At 69.9% G+C, this 17,691-nt stretch carries 16 protein-coding genes; 11 read left to right on the forward strand and 5 right to left on the reverse strand.

What is annotated here, in order from left to right; genetic code table 11:
* Window positions 1-122 precede the first annotated feature (122 nt).
* From A3CQ_RS0100595 to A3CQ_RS0100625, 7 genes are all read left to right on the forward strand, one after another.
* Window positions 123-1,103: a LacI family DNA-binding transcriptional regulator gene (locus A3CQ_RS0100595; RefSeq protein ID WP_020508963.1), complete on the forward strand. Its 981-nt coding sequence runs from the start codon at window positions 123-125 to the stop codon at window positions 1,101-1,103.
* A gap of 11 nt (window positions 1,104-1,114) precedes the next feature.
* Entirely contained in the window at window positions 1,115-2,317 is a 1,203-nt protein-coding gene (locus tag A3CQ_RS0100600) for an extracellular solute-binding protein (protein ID WP_020508964.1), read from the forward strand.
* Window positions 2,314-3,369: an ABC transporter ATP-binding protein gene (locus A3CQ_RS0100605; protein ID WP_020508965.1), complete on the forward strand. Its 1,056-nt coding sequence runs from the start codon at window positions 2,314-2,316 to the stop codon at window positions 3,367-3,369. Before A3CQ_RS0100600 ends, A3CQ_RS0100605 begins: the two co-directional genes overlap by 4 nt.
* Window positions 3,366-4,238 (forward strand): ABC transporter permease, encoded by an 873-nt coding sequence (locus A3CQ_RS0100610; protein WP_020508966.1) that lies wholly within the window; start codon window positions 3,366-3,368, stop codon window positions 4,236-4,238. The genes A3CQ_RS0100605 and A3CQ_RS0100610 overlap by 4 nt, the downstream gene beginning before the upstream one ends.
* On the forward strand, window positions 4,235-5,107 hold the full coding sequence (locus A3CQ_RS0100615) for an ABC transporter permease (RefSeq protein WP_020508967.1): 873 nt from the start codon (window positions 4,235-4,237) through the stop codon (window positions 5,105-5,107). The genes A3CQ_RS0100610 and A3CQ_RS0100615 overlap by 4 nt, the downstream gene beginning before the upstream one ends.
* The gene (gene manD / locus A3CQ_RS0100620) at window positions 5,104-6,309 is read left to right on the forward strand and encodes a D-mannonate dehydratase ManD (protein ID WP_026205156.1); all 1,206 of its coding nucleotides are present in this window, start codon (window positions 5,104-5,106) and stop codon (window positions 6,307-6,309) included. The genes A3CQ_RS0100615 and manD overlap by 4 nt, the downstream gene beginning before the upstream one ends.
* A 136-nt stretch (window positions 6,310-6,445) precedes the next feature.
* Window positions 6,446-7,396 (forward strand): ABC transporter substrate-binding protein, encoded by a 951-nt coding sequence (locus tag A3CQ_RS0100625; protein ID WP_020508969.1) that lies wholly within the window; start codon window positions 6,446-6,448, stop codon window positions 7,394-7,396.
* Here A3CQ_RS0100625 and A3CQ_RS0100630 read toward each other — a convergent pair.
* Complete coding sequence (locus A3CQ_RS0100630) at window positions 7,385-8,773, reverse strand: gamma-glutamyltransferase (RefSeq protein ID WP_020508970.1); 1,389 nt, start codon at window positions 8,771-8,773, stop codon at window positions 7,385-7,387. The genes A3CQ_RS0100625 and A3CQ_RS0100630 overlap by 12 nt on opposite strands.
* A 227-nt stretch (window positions 8,774-9,000) precedes the next feature.
* Between A3CQ_RS0100630 and A3CQ_RS0100635 the strand changes: the two genes are divergently transcribed.
* Window positions 9,001-9,372 carry a hypothetical protein gene (locus tag A3CQ_RS0100635; protein WP_026205157.1) on the forward strand — a complete coding sequence of 124 codons (372 nt, stop codon included), beginning with the start codon at window positions 9,001-9,003 and terminating at the stop codon, window positions 9,370-9,372.
* Between the two features lie 35 nt (window positions 9,373-9,407).
* On the opposite strand, the gene A3CQ_RS50915 is transcribed toward A3CQ_RS0100635, so the two are convergent.
* Window positions 9,408-9,782 (reverse strand): ArsR/SmtB family transcription factor, encoded by a 375-nt coding sequence (locus A3CQ_RS50915; RefSeq protein WP_051115112.1) that lies wholly within the window; start codon window positions 9,780-9,782, stop codon window positions 9,408-9,410.
* Between the two features lie 216 nt (window positions 9,783-9,998).
* Between A3CQ_RS50915 and A3CQ_RS0100645 the strand changes: the two genes are divergently transcribed.
* Window positions 9,999-10,301, forward strand: a complete 303-nt coding sequence (locus A3CQ_RS0100645; protein WP_040431433.1) for an RIP homotypic interaction motif-containing protein — start codon at window positions 9,999-10,001, stop codon at window positions 10,299-10,301.
* A gap of 612 nt (window positions 10,302-10,913) precedes the next feature.
* Entirely contained in the window at window positions 10,914-11,474 is a 561-nt protein-coding gene (locus tag A3CQ_RS0100650) for a carboxymuconolactone decarboxylase family protein (protein WP_020508975.1), read from the forward strand.
* A gap of 11 nt (window positions 11,475-11,485) precedes the next feature.
* Here the strand turns inward: A3CQ_RS0100650 and A3CQ_RS0100655 are convergent, their stop codons facing one another.
* Window positions 11,486-12,136, reverse strand: coding sequence for a hypothetical protein (locus A3CQ_RS0100655; RefSeq protein ID WP_157295120.1), 651 nt, complete (start codon window positions 12,134-12,136; stop codon window positions 11,486-11,488).
* On the opposite strand from A3CQ_RS0100655, the gene A3CQ_RS0100660 reads away from it, so the two are divergent.
* On the forward strand, window positions 12,137-13,288 hold the full coding sequence (locus A3CQ_RS0100660) for a glycosyltransferase (RefSeq protein ID WP_020508977.1): 1,152 nt from the start codon (window positions 12,137-12,139) through the stop codon (window positions 13,286-13,288).
* On the opposite strand, the gene A3CQ_RS0100665 is transcribed toward A3CQ_RS0100660, so the two are convergent.
* Both A3CQ_RS0100665 and A3CQ_RS0100670 read right to left on the reverse strand, forming a co-directional pair.
* Window positions 13,269-14,519, reverse strand: coding sequence for an SAM-dependent methyltransferase (locus A3CQ_RS0100665; protein WP_020508978.1), 1,251 nt, complete (start codon window positions 14,517-14,519; stop codon window positions 13,269-13,271). The genes A3CQ_RS0100660 and A3CQ_RS0100665 overlap by 20 nt on opposite strands.
* Window positions 14,520-14,615: 96 nt before the next feature.
* Window positions 14,616-17,678, reverse strand: a complete 3,063-nt coding sequence (locus A3CQ_RS0100670) for a glycosyl hydrolase (protein WP_020508979.1) — start codon at window positions 17,676-17,678, stop codon at window positions 14,616-14,618.
* Window positions 17,679-17,691 lie beyond the last annotated feature (13 nt).

Consider the following 17,691-nt stretch of genomic DNA (forward strand, 5'->3'; position numbering starts at 1 on the left):
CCAACGTTTTCATCGGTGAGCAGCAACTTCAGGAAGGATCATGAAGAGATGGAGGTCGATGGGTTGACATCTATCCGAAATGGATTTCAGACTGGCCGTTAGCTCCGGTGGGGAGGCGCGGCGTGGCGGTGACGATCAAGGACGTGGCGCGGGTGGCCGGCGTCTCGGCGTCTACCGTCACGCGCGCGCTGACCATGCCTGAGCTCGTTCACCCTGAGACGCGCGAGCGTGTCCGCCGTACGGCGGTCACCCTTGGGTACCACCCCAATCGGGCCGCTCGTGGACTGATCACGGGGCGTACCGGCAACATCGGGCTGCTCGTTCCCGATCTCGGCAATCCGTTCTTCCCCAGCGTCGTCAAGGGCGTGCAGGCGCGCGCGCACGAGGCCGACTACGCGGTCTTCCTCGCCGACACCGACGAGGACGCGACTGCCGAGGCGGGGCTGGTGCGCCGGCTGTCCAAGCAGGTTGACGGCATCGTGCTCTGCTCGCCGCGGATGCCCGACGAGGAACTGCGCACGCTGGTCGCCGACACGCCGGTCGTGCTGGTCAACCGGCGGATCGCCAAGGTGCCGTCGGTGACCCCGGAGTTCCCGGACGCCATGCGCCAGGCGGTCAGCCATCTGACCGCCCTGGGCCACCGCCGGATCGCGTACGTGGCCGGGCCGCGCTCGGCCTGGGCCAATCGTGAGCGTCTTCGATCGTTGCGGGCGCTCACCAAGGACATCGAGCTGATCGAGATCGGCAACGTGATGCCGATGTTCGAGGGCGGGGTGGCCGCCGCCGACCAGGTGCTCGCGGCCGACGTGACCGCCGTGATCGGCTACAACGACCTGGTCGCGCTGGGCCTGCTCAACCGCTTCATGGCCCGCGGCGTCGCGGTCCCCGGCGACATCAGCGTGCTCGGCTTCGACGACATCGCCCTCGCGGCGATGGTTCACCCCTCGCTCACCACTGTCGCACTCCCCAAGGAGCAGGCCGGCCGGGCCGGCGTGGATCTGCTCCTGCAACTCCTGACCGAGCCGGACCGCTCCACCGCGGCCCGGCGGGAGCTGCCCGCCCAACTGATGGTGCGCGGTTCCACCGGTCCCACCCCCGCCTGAAGGGATTCCCCATGTCCCGGAAAATCGGAATCATCGCCGCGGCCGCGGCGACCGCTCTCGCCATAACCGCCTGTGGCGCCCCGGAGAAGCCGAAATCGACCACCGACGGCCCGGTCCCCGACAAGCCGGGCAAGGCGGTGACGCTCAACATCCTCGACGTCGCCGGCGACCTCCAGCTGACCCAGGGGATGATCGACGAGTTCGTCGGCAAGAACAAGGACCAGATCGAGAAGGTCACCTACTCCAAGGCGACCGCCCCCGAGCTGGTCGGCAAGGTCAAGGCCCAGCAGAACGCGGGCCGCGTCGACATCGACCTGGTGCTGACCGGCGTCGACGGCCTCGCCGCGGGCATCGACCAGGGCCTCTGGGTTCCGCTTCTCCCCACGTACGCGAACCGCGTGCCCGGGATGAGCGACTACCTGCCCGGCGCCGCGTCCATGCAGAAGCTCGCCGGCGACTTCGGCGTGACGGTCACCTACTACCCGTCCGGCCCGCTGATCGAATACCTGCCGGCCAAGGTGCCGACCCCGCCCAAGACCGCCGAGGAGCTGCTCGCCTACGCCAAGGCGAACCCGGGCGCGGTCCAGTACGCGCGCCCGTCCAACTCCGGTCCGGGGCGTACGTTCCTGATGGGTCTGCCTTATCTTCTGAAGGATTCCGATCCGAAGGATCCGATGAATGGATGGTCCAAGACCTGGTCCTATCTGGCCGAGCTGAACAAGTACGTGACGCTCTACCCGTCCACGACCAGCGAGACCATGAAGAACCTCGCCAACGGCTCCGCGAAGATCATCGCGAGCACGACCGGCTGGGACATCAACCCGCGCGTGCTCGGCACCGTGCCCAAGGAGGCCGCGGTCGGCACCCTGGCCGGCTTCCACTGGGTGACCGACGCGCACTACGCGGTGATCCCCAAGGGCGTCGGCGTGGACAAGCAGGCCGCGATCCTCAACCTGCTCAAGGACATGCTCACGCCGGCCCAGCAGGCGAAGGCGTACGACAAGGGCTACTTCTACCCGGGCCCGGCGCTCAAGGACGTACCGCTGTCGATGGCGCCGCCGGAGAGCCAGCAGGCGCTGGGTGAGTACGGCCGGCCCGAGTATGAGCAGCTGATCGCGAGCAACCCCCTCGAGGTCCCGCTCGACGCCAAATCGCTCGTGGCCGCCTTCGACAAATGGGATCGCGAGATCGGCGGCGCGAAGGTGAAGAAGTGAGTTCCTTCGACACTCTGCGCCTGGACGGCGTGACCCGTCGCTTCGGCGGCAAGGACGCGCTGTCCGGGCTCAGCCTGGAAATCCACAAGGGCGAGTTCATCGCCCTGCTCGGCCCCTCCGGCTGCGGCAAGTCCACCGCGCTCAACTGCCTCGCCGGCCTGCTGCCGCTCTCGGCCGGCAGCATCTGGCAGGACGACCGGCGCCTCGACACGCTGCCGCCGGAGCGCCGCGGTTTCGGCATGGTGTTCCAGAGCTACGCCCTGTTCCCGCACCTCTCGGTGCGGAAGAACATCGCCTTCGGGCTGCAGATGCGGCATCTGCCGCGCGCCGAGGTCCGGCGTCGCACCGACGAGGCCATTCGACTCGTACGCCTGGATGAGCACGCTACGAAGCTCCCGGGCCAGTTGTCCGGCGGTCAGCAGCAGCGCGTCGCGATCGCCCGCGCGGTCGTCCTCGAGCCGTCGCTGGTGCTCATGGACGAGCCGCTGTCCAATCTGGACGCGAAGCTGCGCCTGGAGATGCGCACCGAGATCCGCCGGCTGCACCAGTCGCTCGGCCTCACCACCGTGTACGTCACGCACGACCAGGAGGAGGCGCTGTCGATGGCCGACCGGCTGGTCGTGCTGCGCGACGGCCGGGTCCAGCAGGTCGGCACCCCCGAGGAACTGCACACCCGCCCGGCGAACCGGCACGTCGCCGACTTCATGGGGTACCGCAACCTGCTGCCGATGCGGGTCACCTCGGTCACCCGCGAGCACGTCGGCGTCGAGGGGCCGGGCATGACCCTGACCGGCACCGGGGTCGGCGACCTGTTCCCCGGCGACGAGGTGGTGGCCGCGATCCGTCCCGAGGACCTGGTGGTCGGCGAGGGCGGGGTGCCGGTCACCGTCGAGGTGGTCGAGTACCAGGGACGGGAGCTGGCCGTGGAGGCGCGCACCGATCAGGGGATCATGCTGCACTTGCGGGCGGCCGAGCGGCCGGCGCCCGGCGACAAGGTCTCCGTGGTGGCCGACCCGGCGCGGGTGCTCGTCTTCCCCGGGGAGCCGTCGTGACCGCGCTGCGTCACCGGCTGGCCGAACGCGGTATCGACCGGCAGTTGCTGCTCCTTGTCCCGGCGCTGCTCTGCGTACTGATCCTGTTCATCTATCCCTTCGCCTACGGTCTGGGTCTTTCCTTCCAGCCGTCCCAGGGTGGGGTGTTCGGGGCCTATCGCGAGTTCTTCGCGGACGCCTATCAGCGGGACACCATCTGGACGACGCTGAAACTGTCGCTCCCGGCGGCGTTCCTCAATGTGGCGGCGTCGGTGCCGATCGCGTACCGGATGCGGGGCCGCTTCCGCGGAAAGCGACTGCTGACCGTGCTGCTGGTCGTCCCGATCACCCTGGGCACGGTGCTGACCGCCGAGGGTCTGCTCAATTTCCTCGGGCCGACCGGCTGGCTCAACCGGACGCTCATGTCGGCCGGCGTCATCGACGAGCCCGTGCGGCTGACCAACAATTACTGGGGCGTGTTCTTCTCGCTGGTGATCACCGGGTTCCCGTTCGCGTTCCTGCTGATCCTGTCGTATCTGTCCGGCATCGACCCGACGCTCGAACGGGCCGCGGCGACTCTGGGCGCCGGCTGGTGGCCGCGTTTCCACCGCATCACCCTGCCGCTGCTCGCGCCCGGTCTGGCCACCACGTTCTGCCTCACGTTCGTGCTCGCGTTCAGCGTCTTCCCGTCGGCGGTTCTCGTGGGCGATCCGGCGGGAACGACCCGGGTCATCTCCATCGCCGCCTATCACGCCGCCTACGAGGCGTACGACTATCCGCTCGCCAGTGCGATAGCGGTGGTGATGGGCGTCGTGGAGCTCGCCGTGGTGGCGGCCGTTCTCGGGATGCGCTCGCTGTTCTACACCGGATCGACGGGAGGCAAGGGATGACCGCGGTCGCCGTTCCCGCACAGGAGGAGAAGACTCGCCGAGCGCGCATTGTCGCGTCTCCCGGCGCCTGGCTGGTGTGGGGTTCCGTGACGTTCTTCTTCGTCATGCTCGCCGGCGTCATCGGCTCGGTCGTGGTCAGTTCGTTCGGCCGGCGCTGGTTCGACACGTGGCTGCCGGAAAGCTGGACCACCCAGTGGTACGGCCAGGCGTGGCACGAATTCACGCTGCTCGACGTGCTCATCGTGACGATCGAGGTGTCTCTGCTGGTGGTGGGCATCTCGGTGCTGGTGGGCGTGCCCGCCTCGTACGTCCTCGCCCGCCGTTCCTTCCCGGGCCGGCGGGTGCTCTACCTGCTGTTCCTGCTGCCGATTCTGATGCCGCCGATCACCTACGGCATTCCGCTCGCGACGGTCCTCTACAAATACGGCCTCGCCGGGCACATGACGGGCGTGGTGCTGGCCAATCTGGTGCCGTCCATCCCGTTCGTGATTCTCACGATGACCCCGTTCATCGAGCAGGTCGACCCGGCCATCGAGCGGGCCGCCCGGATGTGCGGGGCGCGCACGTGGCAGGTGTTCCTGCGGATTCTCGCGCCACTGCTGGTGCCCGGCATTCTCGCCGCCTCGATCCTCGTGCTGGTGCGCACGGTCGGCATGTTCGAGCTGACGTTCCTCACCGCCGGGCCCGATTCGCAGACGCTCGTGGTGGCGCTCTACTACACGATGTCGGCGGCCGGGATCCGCGCGCAGCAGTCGGTCGACGCGATGGCGGTCATCTATACCTCCATGATGCTGGTGCTGCTGGTCATCGCGTTGCGGTTCGTGAATCCGACGCAGCTGGTGGCGCGGGTCAAGGAAGACCCGTCGTGACGATTGCTGCGGCCCGGGTGATCGTCTGCTCACCGGGCCGCAATTTCGTGACGCTCAAAATCGAGACGTCCGACGGGCTGACCGGGGTGGGGGACGCGACGCTCAACGGGCGCGAGCTCGCCGTCGCCGCGTACCTGAACGAGCATGTGATTCCCGTGCTGATCGGGCGGGACCCGGCGCGCATCGAGGACACCTGGCAATACCTCTACAAGGGTGCCTATTGGCGCCGGGGACCGGTCACGATGACCGCGATCGCCGCCGTCGACACGGCCTTGTGGGACATCAAAGGCAAGGTGGCCGGGCTCCCCGTCTACCAATTGCTGGGTGGGCGGTCGCGCTCCGGCGTTTCCGTGTACGGGCACGCGAACGGTTCTTCGGTCGATCAGTTGCTGACGTCCGTCGCGTCCTTTGTCGAGCGCGGTTATCGCGCCGTGCGCATCCAGGCCGCCATCCCCACCATATCCGATATATACGGTGTGACCGCTTCGCCGATCTACGAACCGGCCTCCGCCGCGATCCCGGCCGAGTCCACCTGGTCCACCCCGCACTACCTGGCCCACATTCCCTCCGTCTTCGCGCGGGTGCGCGAGGAGTTCGGCCCGACGCTGCGGCTGCTGCACGACGTGCACCACCGGCTCACCCCGATCGAGGCAGCGCGGCTGGGCAAGTCCCTCGAGCCGTACGCGCTGACCTGGCTCGAGGACCCGGTGCCGGCCGAGTTGCAGGACGGCTACCGGCTGATCCGGCAGCACACCACCACTCCGCTGGCCGTCGGCGAGGTCTTCAACTCGATCTGGGACTGCGAGCGGCTGATCCGCGAGCAGCTCATCGACTACATCCGGGCCACGGTCGTGCACGCCGGCGGCATCACGCACCTGCGCCGAATCTTCGACCTCGCCGCGTTGTATCAGGTGCGCACGGGCTCGCACGGCGCCACCGATCTCTCGCCCGTGTGCATGTCCGCGGCGCTGCACCTCGACCTGGCCGTGCCCAACTTCGGGCTGCAGGAGTACATGCCGCACACCGCCGAGACCGACGCGGTGTTCCCGCACGGCTACCGCTACGAGGACGGGTACCTGCACCCGTCCGAGGAGCCCGGGCTCGGCGTCGACATCGACGAGACGCTCGCGGCGAAATACCCCTACCGCCCCGCATCGCTGCCGGTGAACCGCCTGGTGGACGGCACTCTTCACGACTGGTGACGGCTTCCCCTACGTACGGTAATGGCAATGTCTTTACGGTCCGCAACTCTGTCCGTTCGCTCTGTGTTATGCGTGCATAGATCGAGGTACCGTGCGCCGGGCGCGTCCGCGCCGTACGTCTCCAGGGAGCGCACCCATGCGTCGGATTCTCGCCACCGTCGCTGTGCTGTCGACGCTGCTCGCGTCCGCGGCCTGTACCGCCAACGGCTCCGACAAGCGGCCGGCCGGCACCAAGGTCGATGTCGGCGTCATCGCGATCATCGATGTCGCGCCGATCTATCTCGGCAAGGCGAAGGGCTTCTTCAGCAAGCGGGGCATCGACCTCAACCTCGTCCAGGAGCAGGGCGGCGGCCCGATCGTCAAGGGCGTGCTCGCCGGCAAGTACCAGTTCGGCTTCTCGAACGTGACCTCGCTGATGGCCGCCGAGGCCGACGGCGCGCCGCTCAAGGCGGTGGCGAGCGGGGTCGCCTCGACCGGCCGCACCGGGCGCGACTTCTCGGCGATCGTCGTCAAGGACGGGAGCAAGATCCGCTCGCCGAAGGACCTGGTCGGGAAGACGATCGCGGTCAACGTGCTGAAAAACATCGGCGACACGACCGTACGCCAGTCGGTGCGCAAGGCCGGCGGCGACGCGAAGAGCCTCAAGTTCGAGGCGATGCCGTTCCCGACCATGAACGGCGCTCTGCGATCGGGGAAGGTCGACGCGATCTGGGTGGTCGAGCCGCAGCTGTCCGAGGCGGTCACGACCGGCGCCGAGGTGCTGGCGTCCAACTTCGTGGACACGGCGCCCGACCTGACGGTGGCGCTCTACTTCACCAGCAAGGACGTGATCGCGGAGAGCCCGGACCTGGTCAAGAACTTCACCGACGCCATCAAGGAGTCGCTGAGTTACGCCGAGCAGAACCCCGATGAGGTACGCGACGTGGTCGGCACCTATACGCCGATCAACGACACGGTCCGGATCAGCATGATCCTGCCGAACTGGCCGCAGGACATCAACCGGGGCTCGCTCGACAAGGTCGCCGAGCTGGGCGAGGAGGACGGCATCTTCAAGAAGACGCCCGCTCTCGACCAGCTACTCCCCTAGGACGGCGCCCCGGCCGTCGGCGCGCGGGTCGCTGGCTGCCGCGAGCTCGCCGGAACGCAGGCGGCAGACCTGGACGTGACCGGCGTCGTCGCGCAGGTCGCCGGCGCCGGGCTCGGTGACGACCGCACCCTCGTCGAAGTACCAGCGCGGCCGGGTCAGCAGGCCGGTCAGGTCACTCGAGCCGAGTGCCTCGCCGGCGACCTGGGCGAGGATCCACGGCTGGTTGCGGCCGCCCTGGCAGCCGAGCGCGAGCACGTCGTCGCCGGTGACCGCGAGGGTCGGGCAGAGTGTGTGCGGCGGGCGGCTGCCGGGGGCGATCCGGCCAGGATGATCGGGTTCAAGGCGGAACGACGAGCCGCGGTTGTGCAGCACGATCCCGGTCTCGGGGTCGAGCAGACCCGATCCGAAACTCTCGAAGACGCTCTGGATGAGCGTCACCGCGTTCCCGTCCTGGTCGACGGCCGTGACCGCCACGGTGTCGCCGGTCGGCTTCCGCCCGTCGCTGGGCGCCGGCCCACCGCCGGGCGCCGCGCTCGGCGACAGCAGCGCGGCCAGATCGACCGGGCCGGTGCGGGGGTCGCCGAGCAGGTTGTCGCGTACCAGGCGGGCTCGTTGAGACGCGGCGAGCAGGTCGGGCGCGCCCACGACGGCGAGGAACGTCGGGCCCTGGACCGGAGGCGGGGCGGCGTGCCAGGTGACCTCGCCCAGCACGCGGGTCAGCGGCGGGACGACCTCGGCCCGGTGCGCGGCGAGGTCGGCGGCGACGAGCGGGCTGCCCAGTTTGCGCAGGCCCTCGGCGAGCCGGCGGGCGAGGTCGCCCTCGTAGAAGGTGCGCCAGCCGGCGCCGATCGCGGTCAGAGTCGCCGCCAGCGCGGGCTGCACGAGACGGTCGTCGCCGGTGAGCAACAGGGCGGACAGGCCCGGATCAGACTCGATAGCGTCCTGCCGGTACGCGATCGCGCGGCGCAGACCCGGGCTGAACGGGACACCGTCGGCCGCCAGTCGGATCGCCGGGGCGAGCAGGTCGGCCAGCGACAGTCGCGAGCCGAGGCCGGCGATCGCGGCCCAGCCGGCCACCACGCCCGGCACCGTGATGGTCTGCGGGCCGTCGAACGGCATCCGGTCACCGGCGGCGCGCAGGGCCGCGATGTCGACCGCCGCGGCGGCGGCCCCGATCGACAGCACCGCCCGGGCCGGGCCGCCCGCGGGCCGGACGATCGCGACGAGGTCGCCGCCGACCGAGCACTGGTGCGGATAGGCCACGGCGAGCGCCCCGGCCGCGGCGAGCGCGGCGTCGAGCGCGTTCCCGCCCGCCGCGACCGCTTCCTCGGCGGCCTCGACCGCGGCCGGGTGTGGTGCGGCAACCGCGACGGCCATCGTTCCTCCCGGGGGCATCTGCGCCTCCGGCCATCCTAAGGATTTCTTGCGGCTGTGCAGGTTCAGGAACGTACAGCTGCGTACTTGCAAAAGTCTTCAAGTCGGCACTTGCGTGAGACAACCCTCTCAGCGATGGACGGCGGCGGCCGGACAATGTGTGCGATCCGGACGGTGCCCGGGACGCGATCCTCTGCCCACACAGCCGTTGTGCGCAGAGGAGTAGGGACATGGCAGAGATGGACGTCGCGCTCAAGGACGCGATGCAGATCGACGGCGCGATCGGTGCGGCGCTGGTCGACCATTCGAGCGGAATGGCGCTCGGCACGGTCGGCGGCGGCCGGGAGCTGGACCTGACGGTCGCCGCGGCCGGCAACACGGACGTGGTGCGCGCGAAGCTGCGGGCGATGGAGATGCTCAACCTCACCGAGAAGATCGAGGACATCCTGATCACGCTCGACACGCAGTATCACCTGATCAGGCCCCTGACGGGCCGCTCCGGCAAGGGCCTGTTCCTGTACCTGGCCCTGCGCCGGGACCGCGCGAACCTGGCCATGGCGCGTCACCGGCTGCGCACGATCGAGCAGAACCTGGACGTCTGATCGCGAACGGTCGCCGGGGATCTGATCGGAGCCGGTCACCGCGAGCCGGTCAGATCCTCCTCGACCCCGTCCCCGGCGGCGCCGGTGCGCGCCCGCAGCTCCGCGAGAAGCCCGTCGCGGTCGGTCAGGATCTCGCCGAGGATGCGCCGGCCGGCCGCGAGCAGGTCGAGCACGGCCGGCGTGCTGAGCGCGTACATGACCGCGCCGCCGTCGCGGAAAGAGACCACGATGCCGGCCCGGCGCAGGACCGCGAGCTGCTGCGACAGGCTCGACGGCTCGATGTCGATCTCCGCGAGCAGGTCGCGTACCGGCTGCGGGCCGGGCTGGAGCAGCTCCAGCACCCGGATCCGCACGGGATGCCCGAGGGTCCGGAACATCTCGGCCTTGGCCTGGTACAACGGCACTGACACGGGCGTCCCCCAACATGGTCGGCCACCGCGCCGATGTGCTGCGAGCGGCAGCGTCCTCAGGCTACACGGACGCACCCGGCTGACCCGGATGGGCGACATCGGTCGTCCGCAGCCGCTGGTCGTGAGCACCTTCCGCGTACCGGCCGATCGTCTCTACTGTCATTCCCGGCAGGACTGTCACAATCGGTGCGGCTCCCTGACGGAAGGGTGATCAAGGTGGCGGACGTCGAGCTGATCCTGGCAGCGCTGGCGGCCGGTGGTGGCGAGGTAGCCAAGACCGCCGTGATGGACGCCTACACGACCCTGCGCGACCTGCTCAAACGCCGCCTGGGCGACCGACCCCTCGAAGCGTCGTCCGAGGTGCTGCGCGGCGAGCTGATCGACTCCGGCGCCGACCGCGACGAGGAGATCCTGGCCGCCGCCCGCCGGGTCCTGGAGGCGACCACGACCATCAACGTGCACGACTCCAAGGGCGTCCAGATCGGCGACCATAACACCCAGCACAACACGTTCAACTGACATGGCCGACATCAAGGACAGCCAGGGCTTTCAGGTCGGCGACAACAACACCCAGCACAACATGTACGTCCAGCAACCGCCCGACCTGGGCGTGCTGAGCGCTCGTCGGCATGCTCCCCAAGAGCGCCCGCGACATCGTCGAGGCGCTGACCAACGCCCCGGGTTGGCTGGCCCGAGGCCACGGCGGCGATCGCCACGTTCGAGGCGAAGAACTGGTCCACTTTTGGCAAGCGCGTGGGGGAGGTCGAGCGGGTAGGACCCTCCCAACGCGGCAGCGCCGGCTGGCTCCAGCGCTTCGAACACGGCCGGCTCTACTACACCGGCCGACTGTTCCTGGTGTCGGGCGAGATCGAGCGCTACCACGAGCGGAAGGGCGGGGTCACCGGCCGGCGCGGGTTCCCCGTCAGCGCGGCCGTTTCCGGCGGGCACAGGCCGAAATCAGACGGAAGGCCGCCGGTGGCGTTACCACCGACTGGCTCGCGGAAGAGGCATAACCGCACAAACTGCTTTTGTGGGAGCCTCGGCGCGTACATCTGGGAAAGCGGAACGAAACCGCCGGGCGTGAGTGGCGGAGGGGTATCCGGGGCGGGGACGGGCACCTATTCTGCACCGATGGCGCACATTGACCTGGGTGTTGACGAGAGCATGTTCCCGGGGATCCAGGGGCTGCTGCAGTATCGGCCGGAGACGGCTCGACCCCTGATGATGCTGGCTGAGGTGTTGCTTCGGGGGCCCAGCACGCTGTCGCCGGGTGAGCGGGAACTCATCGCCGCCTATGTGTCGGAGCTCAATGAGTGTGCCTATTGCGCGGCTTCGCATGCGGCGTTCGCGGCGGCTCAGCTTGAGCGGGGAGTGAGCCTTGTCGATGAGGTTCGGGCCGATCTGGAGACGGCGCCGATCACGGCCAAGTTGCGGGCGTTGCTGCGGATCGCGGCAGCGGCGCGGGATGACGGGCGGAACGTGACCGCCTGGCTCGTTGCGGACGCTCGGGCGGAGGGTGCGAGCGATCTGGAGATTCATGACACGGTTCTGATCGCGGCGGCGTTCAGCATGTTCAACCGGTACGTCGACGGGTTGGCGACGTTCACGCCGGACTCGCCCGAGGCCTACCTGCACGGGGTGCACCGGATCGTGCGGGACGGATACCTGGCGGGGCGGAACCGGGAGGGTTGAGCTCGCCTCGGTCAGCCGGTGCTGCGGGCGCGGCGGACGATGAGCACCGCGGCGGCCAGCAGGGCGATCGGCACCGCCAGCAGCACACCGGCCAGGCCCGCGCTTCCGGGGGTGATGCCGGCGTCGGCGGCCAGCAGGGTAGCGAAGGCCAGTCCGCACGCCACGGCCGCGGCCGCCGCGAGCAGGGCGCGCCTCGGCGGGTCGTGAGCGAACGTGGCTCGGTTCAGCGCGAGCGCTAGCAGGGCGGCGAGGGCGGCGCAGAAGACGGTCACGAAAGCCGAGTGATACCAGCCGGCGGCGGTGAAATGGTGCGGGGCGGTCAGTGTCCAGTTCGGACGCGGGTCGGCGTCGGCCAGCCAGACGGCCTGGGAGGTGGCGCCGGCCGCGCCGGCGAGGACGGCCGCCGTCACGGCGAAGGCGCGATCGGATCGGGCCGGCGGCAGGGCGCGGACCGCGTACACCAGCAGGCCGGTCATCGCGGGAAGGGCGAGTGAGTCGCCCCAGGTGACGCTGGCGAAGGCGAACGGGCCCGGCACGCCGGGAAATCGGGGGCCGAACGTCCAGAAGAGACAGAGCGCGCCGAAACCGGTGGCGAGCACCACGAGAGCGGCGATGACCGGTACCGTCTTCTCACCATCTCGACGTGCGGGGGACGCGCCCACGTGGTCAGGATCGCACACTTCTCGGACGCCGCCGCGGACGGTGTGAACGGCATCGCCACCTCGATCCGGCTGCTCACCGGCCAACTGTCCGAGCTCGGCCACGAGAGCCTGGTGGTGAGCACCGGGCGCGGCGGGATCAAAGTGCCGTCGCTTCCGACCGGCATGGGCGATTTCCGGTTCGCGCTCGTGCCGCTGCTGCCGATGCGTAAACGGGTGCTCGCCTGGCGGCCGGATGTCGCTCACGTGCACACTCCGGGCCCCCTCGGCGCGGCGGGGATGACGGTCGCGCGGGAGCTGGGCATCCCGGCGGTCTACACGTACCACACCGACATGCACGGATACTCGGCGTTCTACCATTTCCCCACGCCCGTGATCCGGGCCGGCACCGCTCTCTACGCCCGCCGTCTGCGGCGGGGCGCCCGGGTCGACGGTTGGGGGAAGTACGCGGCGGTGGAGGCCGCGAACGCCCGCATCTTCGAGGCCGCGCGGGTCATCATCCTGCCGACCGCCACGGCGTTGCGTCATTGCCGTACGGCCGATTCCTACGCGCACAAGACGCGGGTCATCGCCACGCCACCGGGGCATCGCTCCGAGCGGGCCCGATCGGGAACGAGCAGCACCGTCCTGTTCGTCGGCCGGGTGTCCGAGGAGAAGGGGATACCGCTGCTGCTCGACGCCTTCGCGCTGCTGCGCCGCGATCGGCCGGAGGCGCGGCTGGTGCTGGCCGGGCCGGTCTCGCGGCGGCTGGGTCTGCGCCGCCGGCTCGACCGCGCGGGGCTGACCTCCTCGACGCTGGTCACCGGGGTGTTGCACGACGAGGAGGTGCTGGCGGCCTATCGCGGCGCGGGCGTCTTCGCGTTTCCGTCCACTACGGACACTCAGGGGCTCGTGCTGCACGAGGCGGCGCTCGCGGGACTGCCGATCGTCATGGTCGACCGCGAGCTGGCGGCCGGTCATCCGCTGGGCGGGGCCGTGCGGCTCGCCGACCCCGAGCCGGCGTCGCTCGCCTCGGCCCTGCGCGCCTCGCTCACCGAGGACCGGGACGCGCAGGTACAAAAGGCATTCCAGATTGCGTACGCGCTGACGCCCGCACTTTTCGCCGAAAGGACGCTCGACGCCTACCGTGCGGCGCTCACGGGCGATCGAGAATGAGCTGGTACACGTCGATCTCGCCGGACACGAACCCGGCCTCACAGTAGGCGAGGTAGTACTCCCAGGTGCGCAGGAAGATCTCGTCGAAGCCGAGCGCCCGGACCCGATCGGAGTTCGCCATGAAGTTGGCCCGCCACTGCCGGAGCGTCTTCGCGTAGCTCCAGCCGAACGCCCGCTTCTCAGCCAGCCGCAGCCCGGTGCCGGCGGCGAGCTGCCGCTCGACCTCCTCGACCGAGAGCATCACGCCGCCCGGGAAGATGTACTTCTGCACCCAGGTGTACGTGTCGGCGTACGGCAGCCGCTCGTCGGGGAGGGTTATCGCCTGGATGCCGGCCCGCCCGCCGGGCGCGAGCAGCCGGCCGATCGCGCCGAAGTAGTCCGGCCAGTACTTGCGCCCGACCGCCTCGATCATCTCGACGCTCACGATCGCGTCGTACCCCTGCGTGTCCTCGAGGTGGCGGTAGTCGCGCAGCTCGATGGTCACCCGGTCGGCGACGCCGGCGTCGACCACCCGCTGCTGGGCGAGGGCCTGCTGCTCGGCGGAGATGGTGATGGTGTGCACGGTGGCGCCGCGCCGGGCGGCCCGGATGGACAGCTCGCCCCAGCCGGTGCCGATCTCGAGGACGCGGGTGCCGTCGCCGACGCCGGTCAGGTCGAGCAGGCGGTCGATCTTGCGCCGCTGCGCCCCGGCCAGGTCGTCGTCCTCGGGACCGGCGAACAAGCCCGACGAGTACGTCATGGTCTCGTCGAGGAACAGCGCGAACATGTCGTTCGACAGGTCGTAGTGCCGCTGGATGTTGCGGCGGGCGCCCTCGACCGTGTTCTCCTCGTCGGCGGGCTGCCGGGCGCCGTGCGCCCACTGCAGCCAGGGCACGTGCCGGATCCGGGCGAGCCCGCGATACCGGCCGAGGGAGCCGCTCATCGCCGCGGCGCCCGCGGTGAGCAGGCCCGCGAGGTCGTCGGCGTCCCAGTCGCCGGCCTGGTAGGCCTCGCCGAGCCCGATCAGGCCGGTGGCGCCGATCCGGCGGTAGAAAGCGTCCGGCCGGCGCAGGCGCAGCACCGGCGGGCCCGGCGGTTGCGGCTCGTCGACGGTCACGACGCGCACCGGCACCCGGCCGGCAATGAATCGCAGCAGTGCGTGGGCCGCCGCCCCGCGCAGCGGCGCGCGGGGGACGGACTCCACATCGGGCCAGTATCCGGCGGGGGTGGTGGGGACGCCGATCTCCGTCATAAGCAGCAGCTTCGGCGATCTACCTGGCCCCCCGCAAGACCCTGTCAGAAGTTGAATCGGTCTATGTTCTCGGCGGGCGGGCCGAGCCCGAACCTCCTAGTGGGTGGTGGCCACGACTTCTTGCCGGTACGGACTGAGCACGACCGGCCCGACGAGGCCGTAGTTCTGGATGACGCCCCGGTTGCGGACCGCCGCGTCGAGTGCGGCGAGCCGGTTGTTGAGCGTCGTCGCGACGCGGACGGCGATCGTGTTCGCTCCCGCATGCAGGTAGGGCCCGAGGTCCGCGGATGCGCCGATCTGATCGACGGCGACCGCATGACCGTTGACCGTGAGCGTGAAGGTGTCGGTGACCCGGCCGAGGTCGAGCGTCGCGCCGTCGGCTCGCGACCAGGACGCCGGGAGCGTCACGGTGGTGGTGTAGTAGCCGATGCCCGAGGCGCTCGCGAGCTCGGGGATGTCCGGCCACGCCTTGAGCCCGTGCAGCGCCACGCCCACCTGCTTCTTGACGGTGGCGGTCCCCGCCTCGCCCGTGGTGCCGTACGGGTTCGCGGGCTGCCAGTCCTTGGCGGTCAGCGACCAGTCGGCGCCGGTGAGGTCAACGCTCGCCGGCACGGACGGGATGCGGGTGACAACGCGGCGGCCGTTGTCGAGCGTGGTCGTGTAGGTGCCCGCCTCGCTCGCCCGCACCACGAGGTCGCGGCCGTCCCGGATCGCGGAGTCGGCGGTCGTCGACACCACGTGCGGACCGGAGGCACCGAACCGGTGGGAATCCGTGCTCAGCGCGATGATCGTGGATGCGTCGCGGGCCAAACGGACCCGGATGGTGACCGTGCCGCCCTTCCGGGTGTACTGGGCGATCGGCGTGATCTCGCCGGTGAACGCGTCCAGGACGTACGGGGCGCCGTCACCCTCGAGCGTCACCGTCGTGTCGAGCGCGCCGCCGGTGGCCATGCACGGGTTGGCGACGGTCGTCGTCGCGCAGGCGGCCGGCTCCTCGTACAGGTTGCTGGGGTTCTTGCCGTAGGAGGCGGTCGAGCCCGGCCAGGCGTCGACGCCCTGGTTGTAGAGGTAGTAGAAATCGGTGCCGCGGTCGGCGCGGCGGACGCTCTGCAGCGTGGCCGGCGCGGCCGGCTCGGTGGCCGGGTGGATGCCCAGCTCGGCGAGCGCGCTGGGCACCGCGGCCTCCGAGGCCACCCGCACGACATTGCGCCGCGCGAAGATCTGGCCGAGCAGCTTCGACAGGGTCGCGTCGCTCGACGCCGGCATCTGACCGGTGCCGGTGGGTGTGCCGACGAAGACGACCGGCAGGCCGGACCGGGCGTAGCGCAGGATGTCGGTGGCGGCCTCGACGGTCAGCGTGCCGCGAGCGGTGTTCGTCGTCGGGTACAGGAACTGATCGAAGATGAGCGCCTTGTACGCCGGGCCGTCCGCGGCGAGCCGCCCGTGGCTGACGGTCGCGTTCGGCAGTTCGAACAGGTTCTCGTCGAGGTAGTCCCAGGAGTAGCCGGCCCGCTGCAGGCTCAGGTCCTGCCAATGCCGGTTGTTCGGGTCGGTCGTCGAGAACGCGGCCGGCGACGAGTAGTTGCGCAGGTAGACCGCGACATCCACCTTCGCGTCGCCCTGGGTGAGCACCTGATGGTTGCGCGCGAAGTAGTCGTTCATCGCGGCCGCGTCGACCCAGTACGGCTCGGTGCGGTTCCACGCGTTGGAGAAGCTCACCTTCGAGGTGGCGCTGAAGCCGAGGCCCGGCCAGGTCGTCGCGGGCGTGTCGACGTACGGACGGATGTGGTAGACGATGCGGTTCACGCCGCCCGCGAACTCGTGGTTCATCCGCACCACGGCGTCCTGATAGGTCTCCAGGTAGCTGCCGTTGAGCACGGCGCAGCATTCGGTCGAGTACCACGAGTTGCCGGTCAGGTGGGTGGCCGACGCCATCGGGCGGTAGAGGTCGGTCTGGTCGCTGCCGGTCAGCGACTCGTACTCGGAACGGTCGAGAACGCTGGAGGTCTGCAGCTGGTCGCCGATCGAGGTGACCGGCCCATCCTCCTGCTGCAGACGCAGCTTCATGTTGTACGTGTGCGCCCAGCCCTGGAACGGAACGATCCGGTTCTCCGTGTACAGATCGGACCGAACCCGGTTGAAGTCCGATCGGATCCGATCGGCGCTACCGTCGCTGAACTCGTAGGAGATCGCGCCGGCCGGCACTCCCCCGAGGCCGGCGCCGGCCATCGTCGGGCTGACCAGGGCGGCGAGGCCGGGCACGAGGTCATAGCCGGCCCGCTTGCGGAAGTCGGAGCGCATCGTGCTCGACCACAGCTCCTCGGGAGCGCCCCACGGGTCACTGGCGTGCGAATCGACGAAGAAGTCGCCGCCGTTGCGCCGGACCAGCGTGCCGAGGCCGCCCGCGAAGTACGCGTCGTACGCATCGGTGACCTGCTTGGTGCCCGCCCGGGTGAGGGTCTCGGGCTGGGCTCCGAACGGCACGGCCCGGAAGGTCAGGACCGTCCACTGGTTGCCGGCCGGTGCGGTCCAGGTGAGCATCCCGGCGGTCGAGCCGTCCTGGTAGCCGTCGGTGTTGGTGCCGGTCAGCGTGCCGGTGAGATCACGTACCGAGGAACGGTCGACGGCGATCGGACCGGCGGCCGGGCACGTCGCGGCGGCGCAGCGGTAGGCGAGAACGGCGACGATCGTGCCGGTCGCCGAGCCCGGCACCGTGCCGCTGAGCGTGGCGCCACCGTCGACCACCTGCGGCGAGACGGCGAGCGTACGGCGGGCGAGGTCGTCGGTGGCCGAGTAGGTCGCGCCGGGCAGACCGTTGGCCGCCTTGAGGCTCACCTTGATGCCGAGTTTGTCGGCCTTCTGGTAGATCGCGGTCAGCTGTTCGGTGGTCGGCACGCCGCCCTGCCCGATCTCGACGCCGCCGATGTTGTGGTCGTACGCGTCCTGCAGGTCGGCCTCGAGCCCGGCGATGGTGGCGGTGGCCGGTGGGAAGTTCCAGCGGGCCCAGGGCATGTCGTTCTGCGGCGGGTCGGCGAACGTGGCGGCGGTCAGGGCGGTCACGGGGTTGAGCGGCGGGTCTGCGTGGTGGGCCGCGGCCGGCGCCTGAAGGGACGCCGCGACCGTTACCCCGGCGAGGACGGGGATCAGTACTTGTCTCATCGAACTCCCCTTT

It is taken from the genome of Paractinoplanes globisporus DSM 43857, from assembly GCF_000379645.1.
In the GTDB taxonomy this organism is placed as follows: domain Bacteria; phylum Actinomycetota; class Actinomycetes; order Mycobacteriales; family Micromonosporaceae; genus Actinoplanes; species Actinoplanes globisporus.

Coding starts and splice junctions, on each gene's coding strand:
- A3CQ_RS0100635 (WP_026205157.1), top strand. CDS start 9,001: ATGGCAGAGATGGACGTCGCGCTCAAGGACGCGATGCAGATCGACGGC.
- A3CQ_RS0100650 (WP_020508975.1), top strand. CDS start 10,914: ATGGCGCACATTGACCTGGGTGTTGACGAGAGCATGTTCCCGGGGATC.
- A3CQ_RS0100625 (WP_020508969.1), top strand. CDS start 6,446: ATGCGTCGGATTCTCGCCACCGTCGCTGTGCTGTCGACGCTGCTCGCG.
- A3CQ_RS0100600 (WP_020508964.1), top strand. CDS start 1,115: ATGTCCCGGAAAATCGGAATCATCGCCGCGGCCGCGGCGACCGCTCTC.
- A3CQ_RS0100665 (WP_020508978.1), bottom strand. CDS start 14,519: ATGACGGAGATCGGCGTCCCCACCACCCCCGCCGGATACTGGCCCGAT.
- A3CQ_RS0100615 (WP_020508967.1), top strand. CDS start 4,235: ATGACCGCGGTCGCCGTTCCCGCACAGGAGGAGAAGACTCGCCGAGCG.
- A3CQ_RS0100670 (WP_020508979.1), bottom strand. CDS start 17,678: ATGAGACAAGTACTGATCCCCGTCCTCGCCGGGGTAACGGTCGCGGCG.
- A3CQ_RS0100630 (WP_020508970.1), bottom strand. CDS start 8,773: ATGGCCGTCGCGGTTGCCGCACCACACCCGGCCGCGGTCGAGGCCGCC.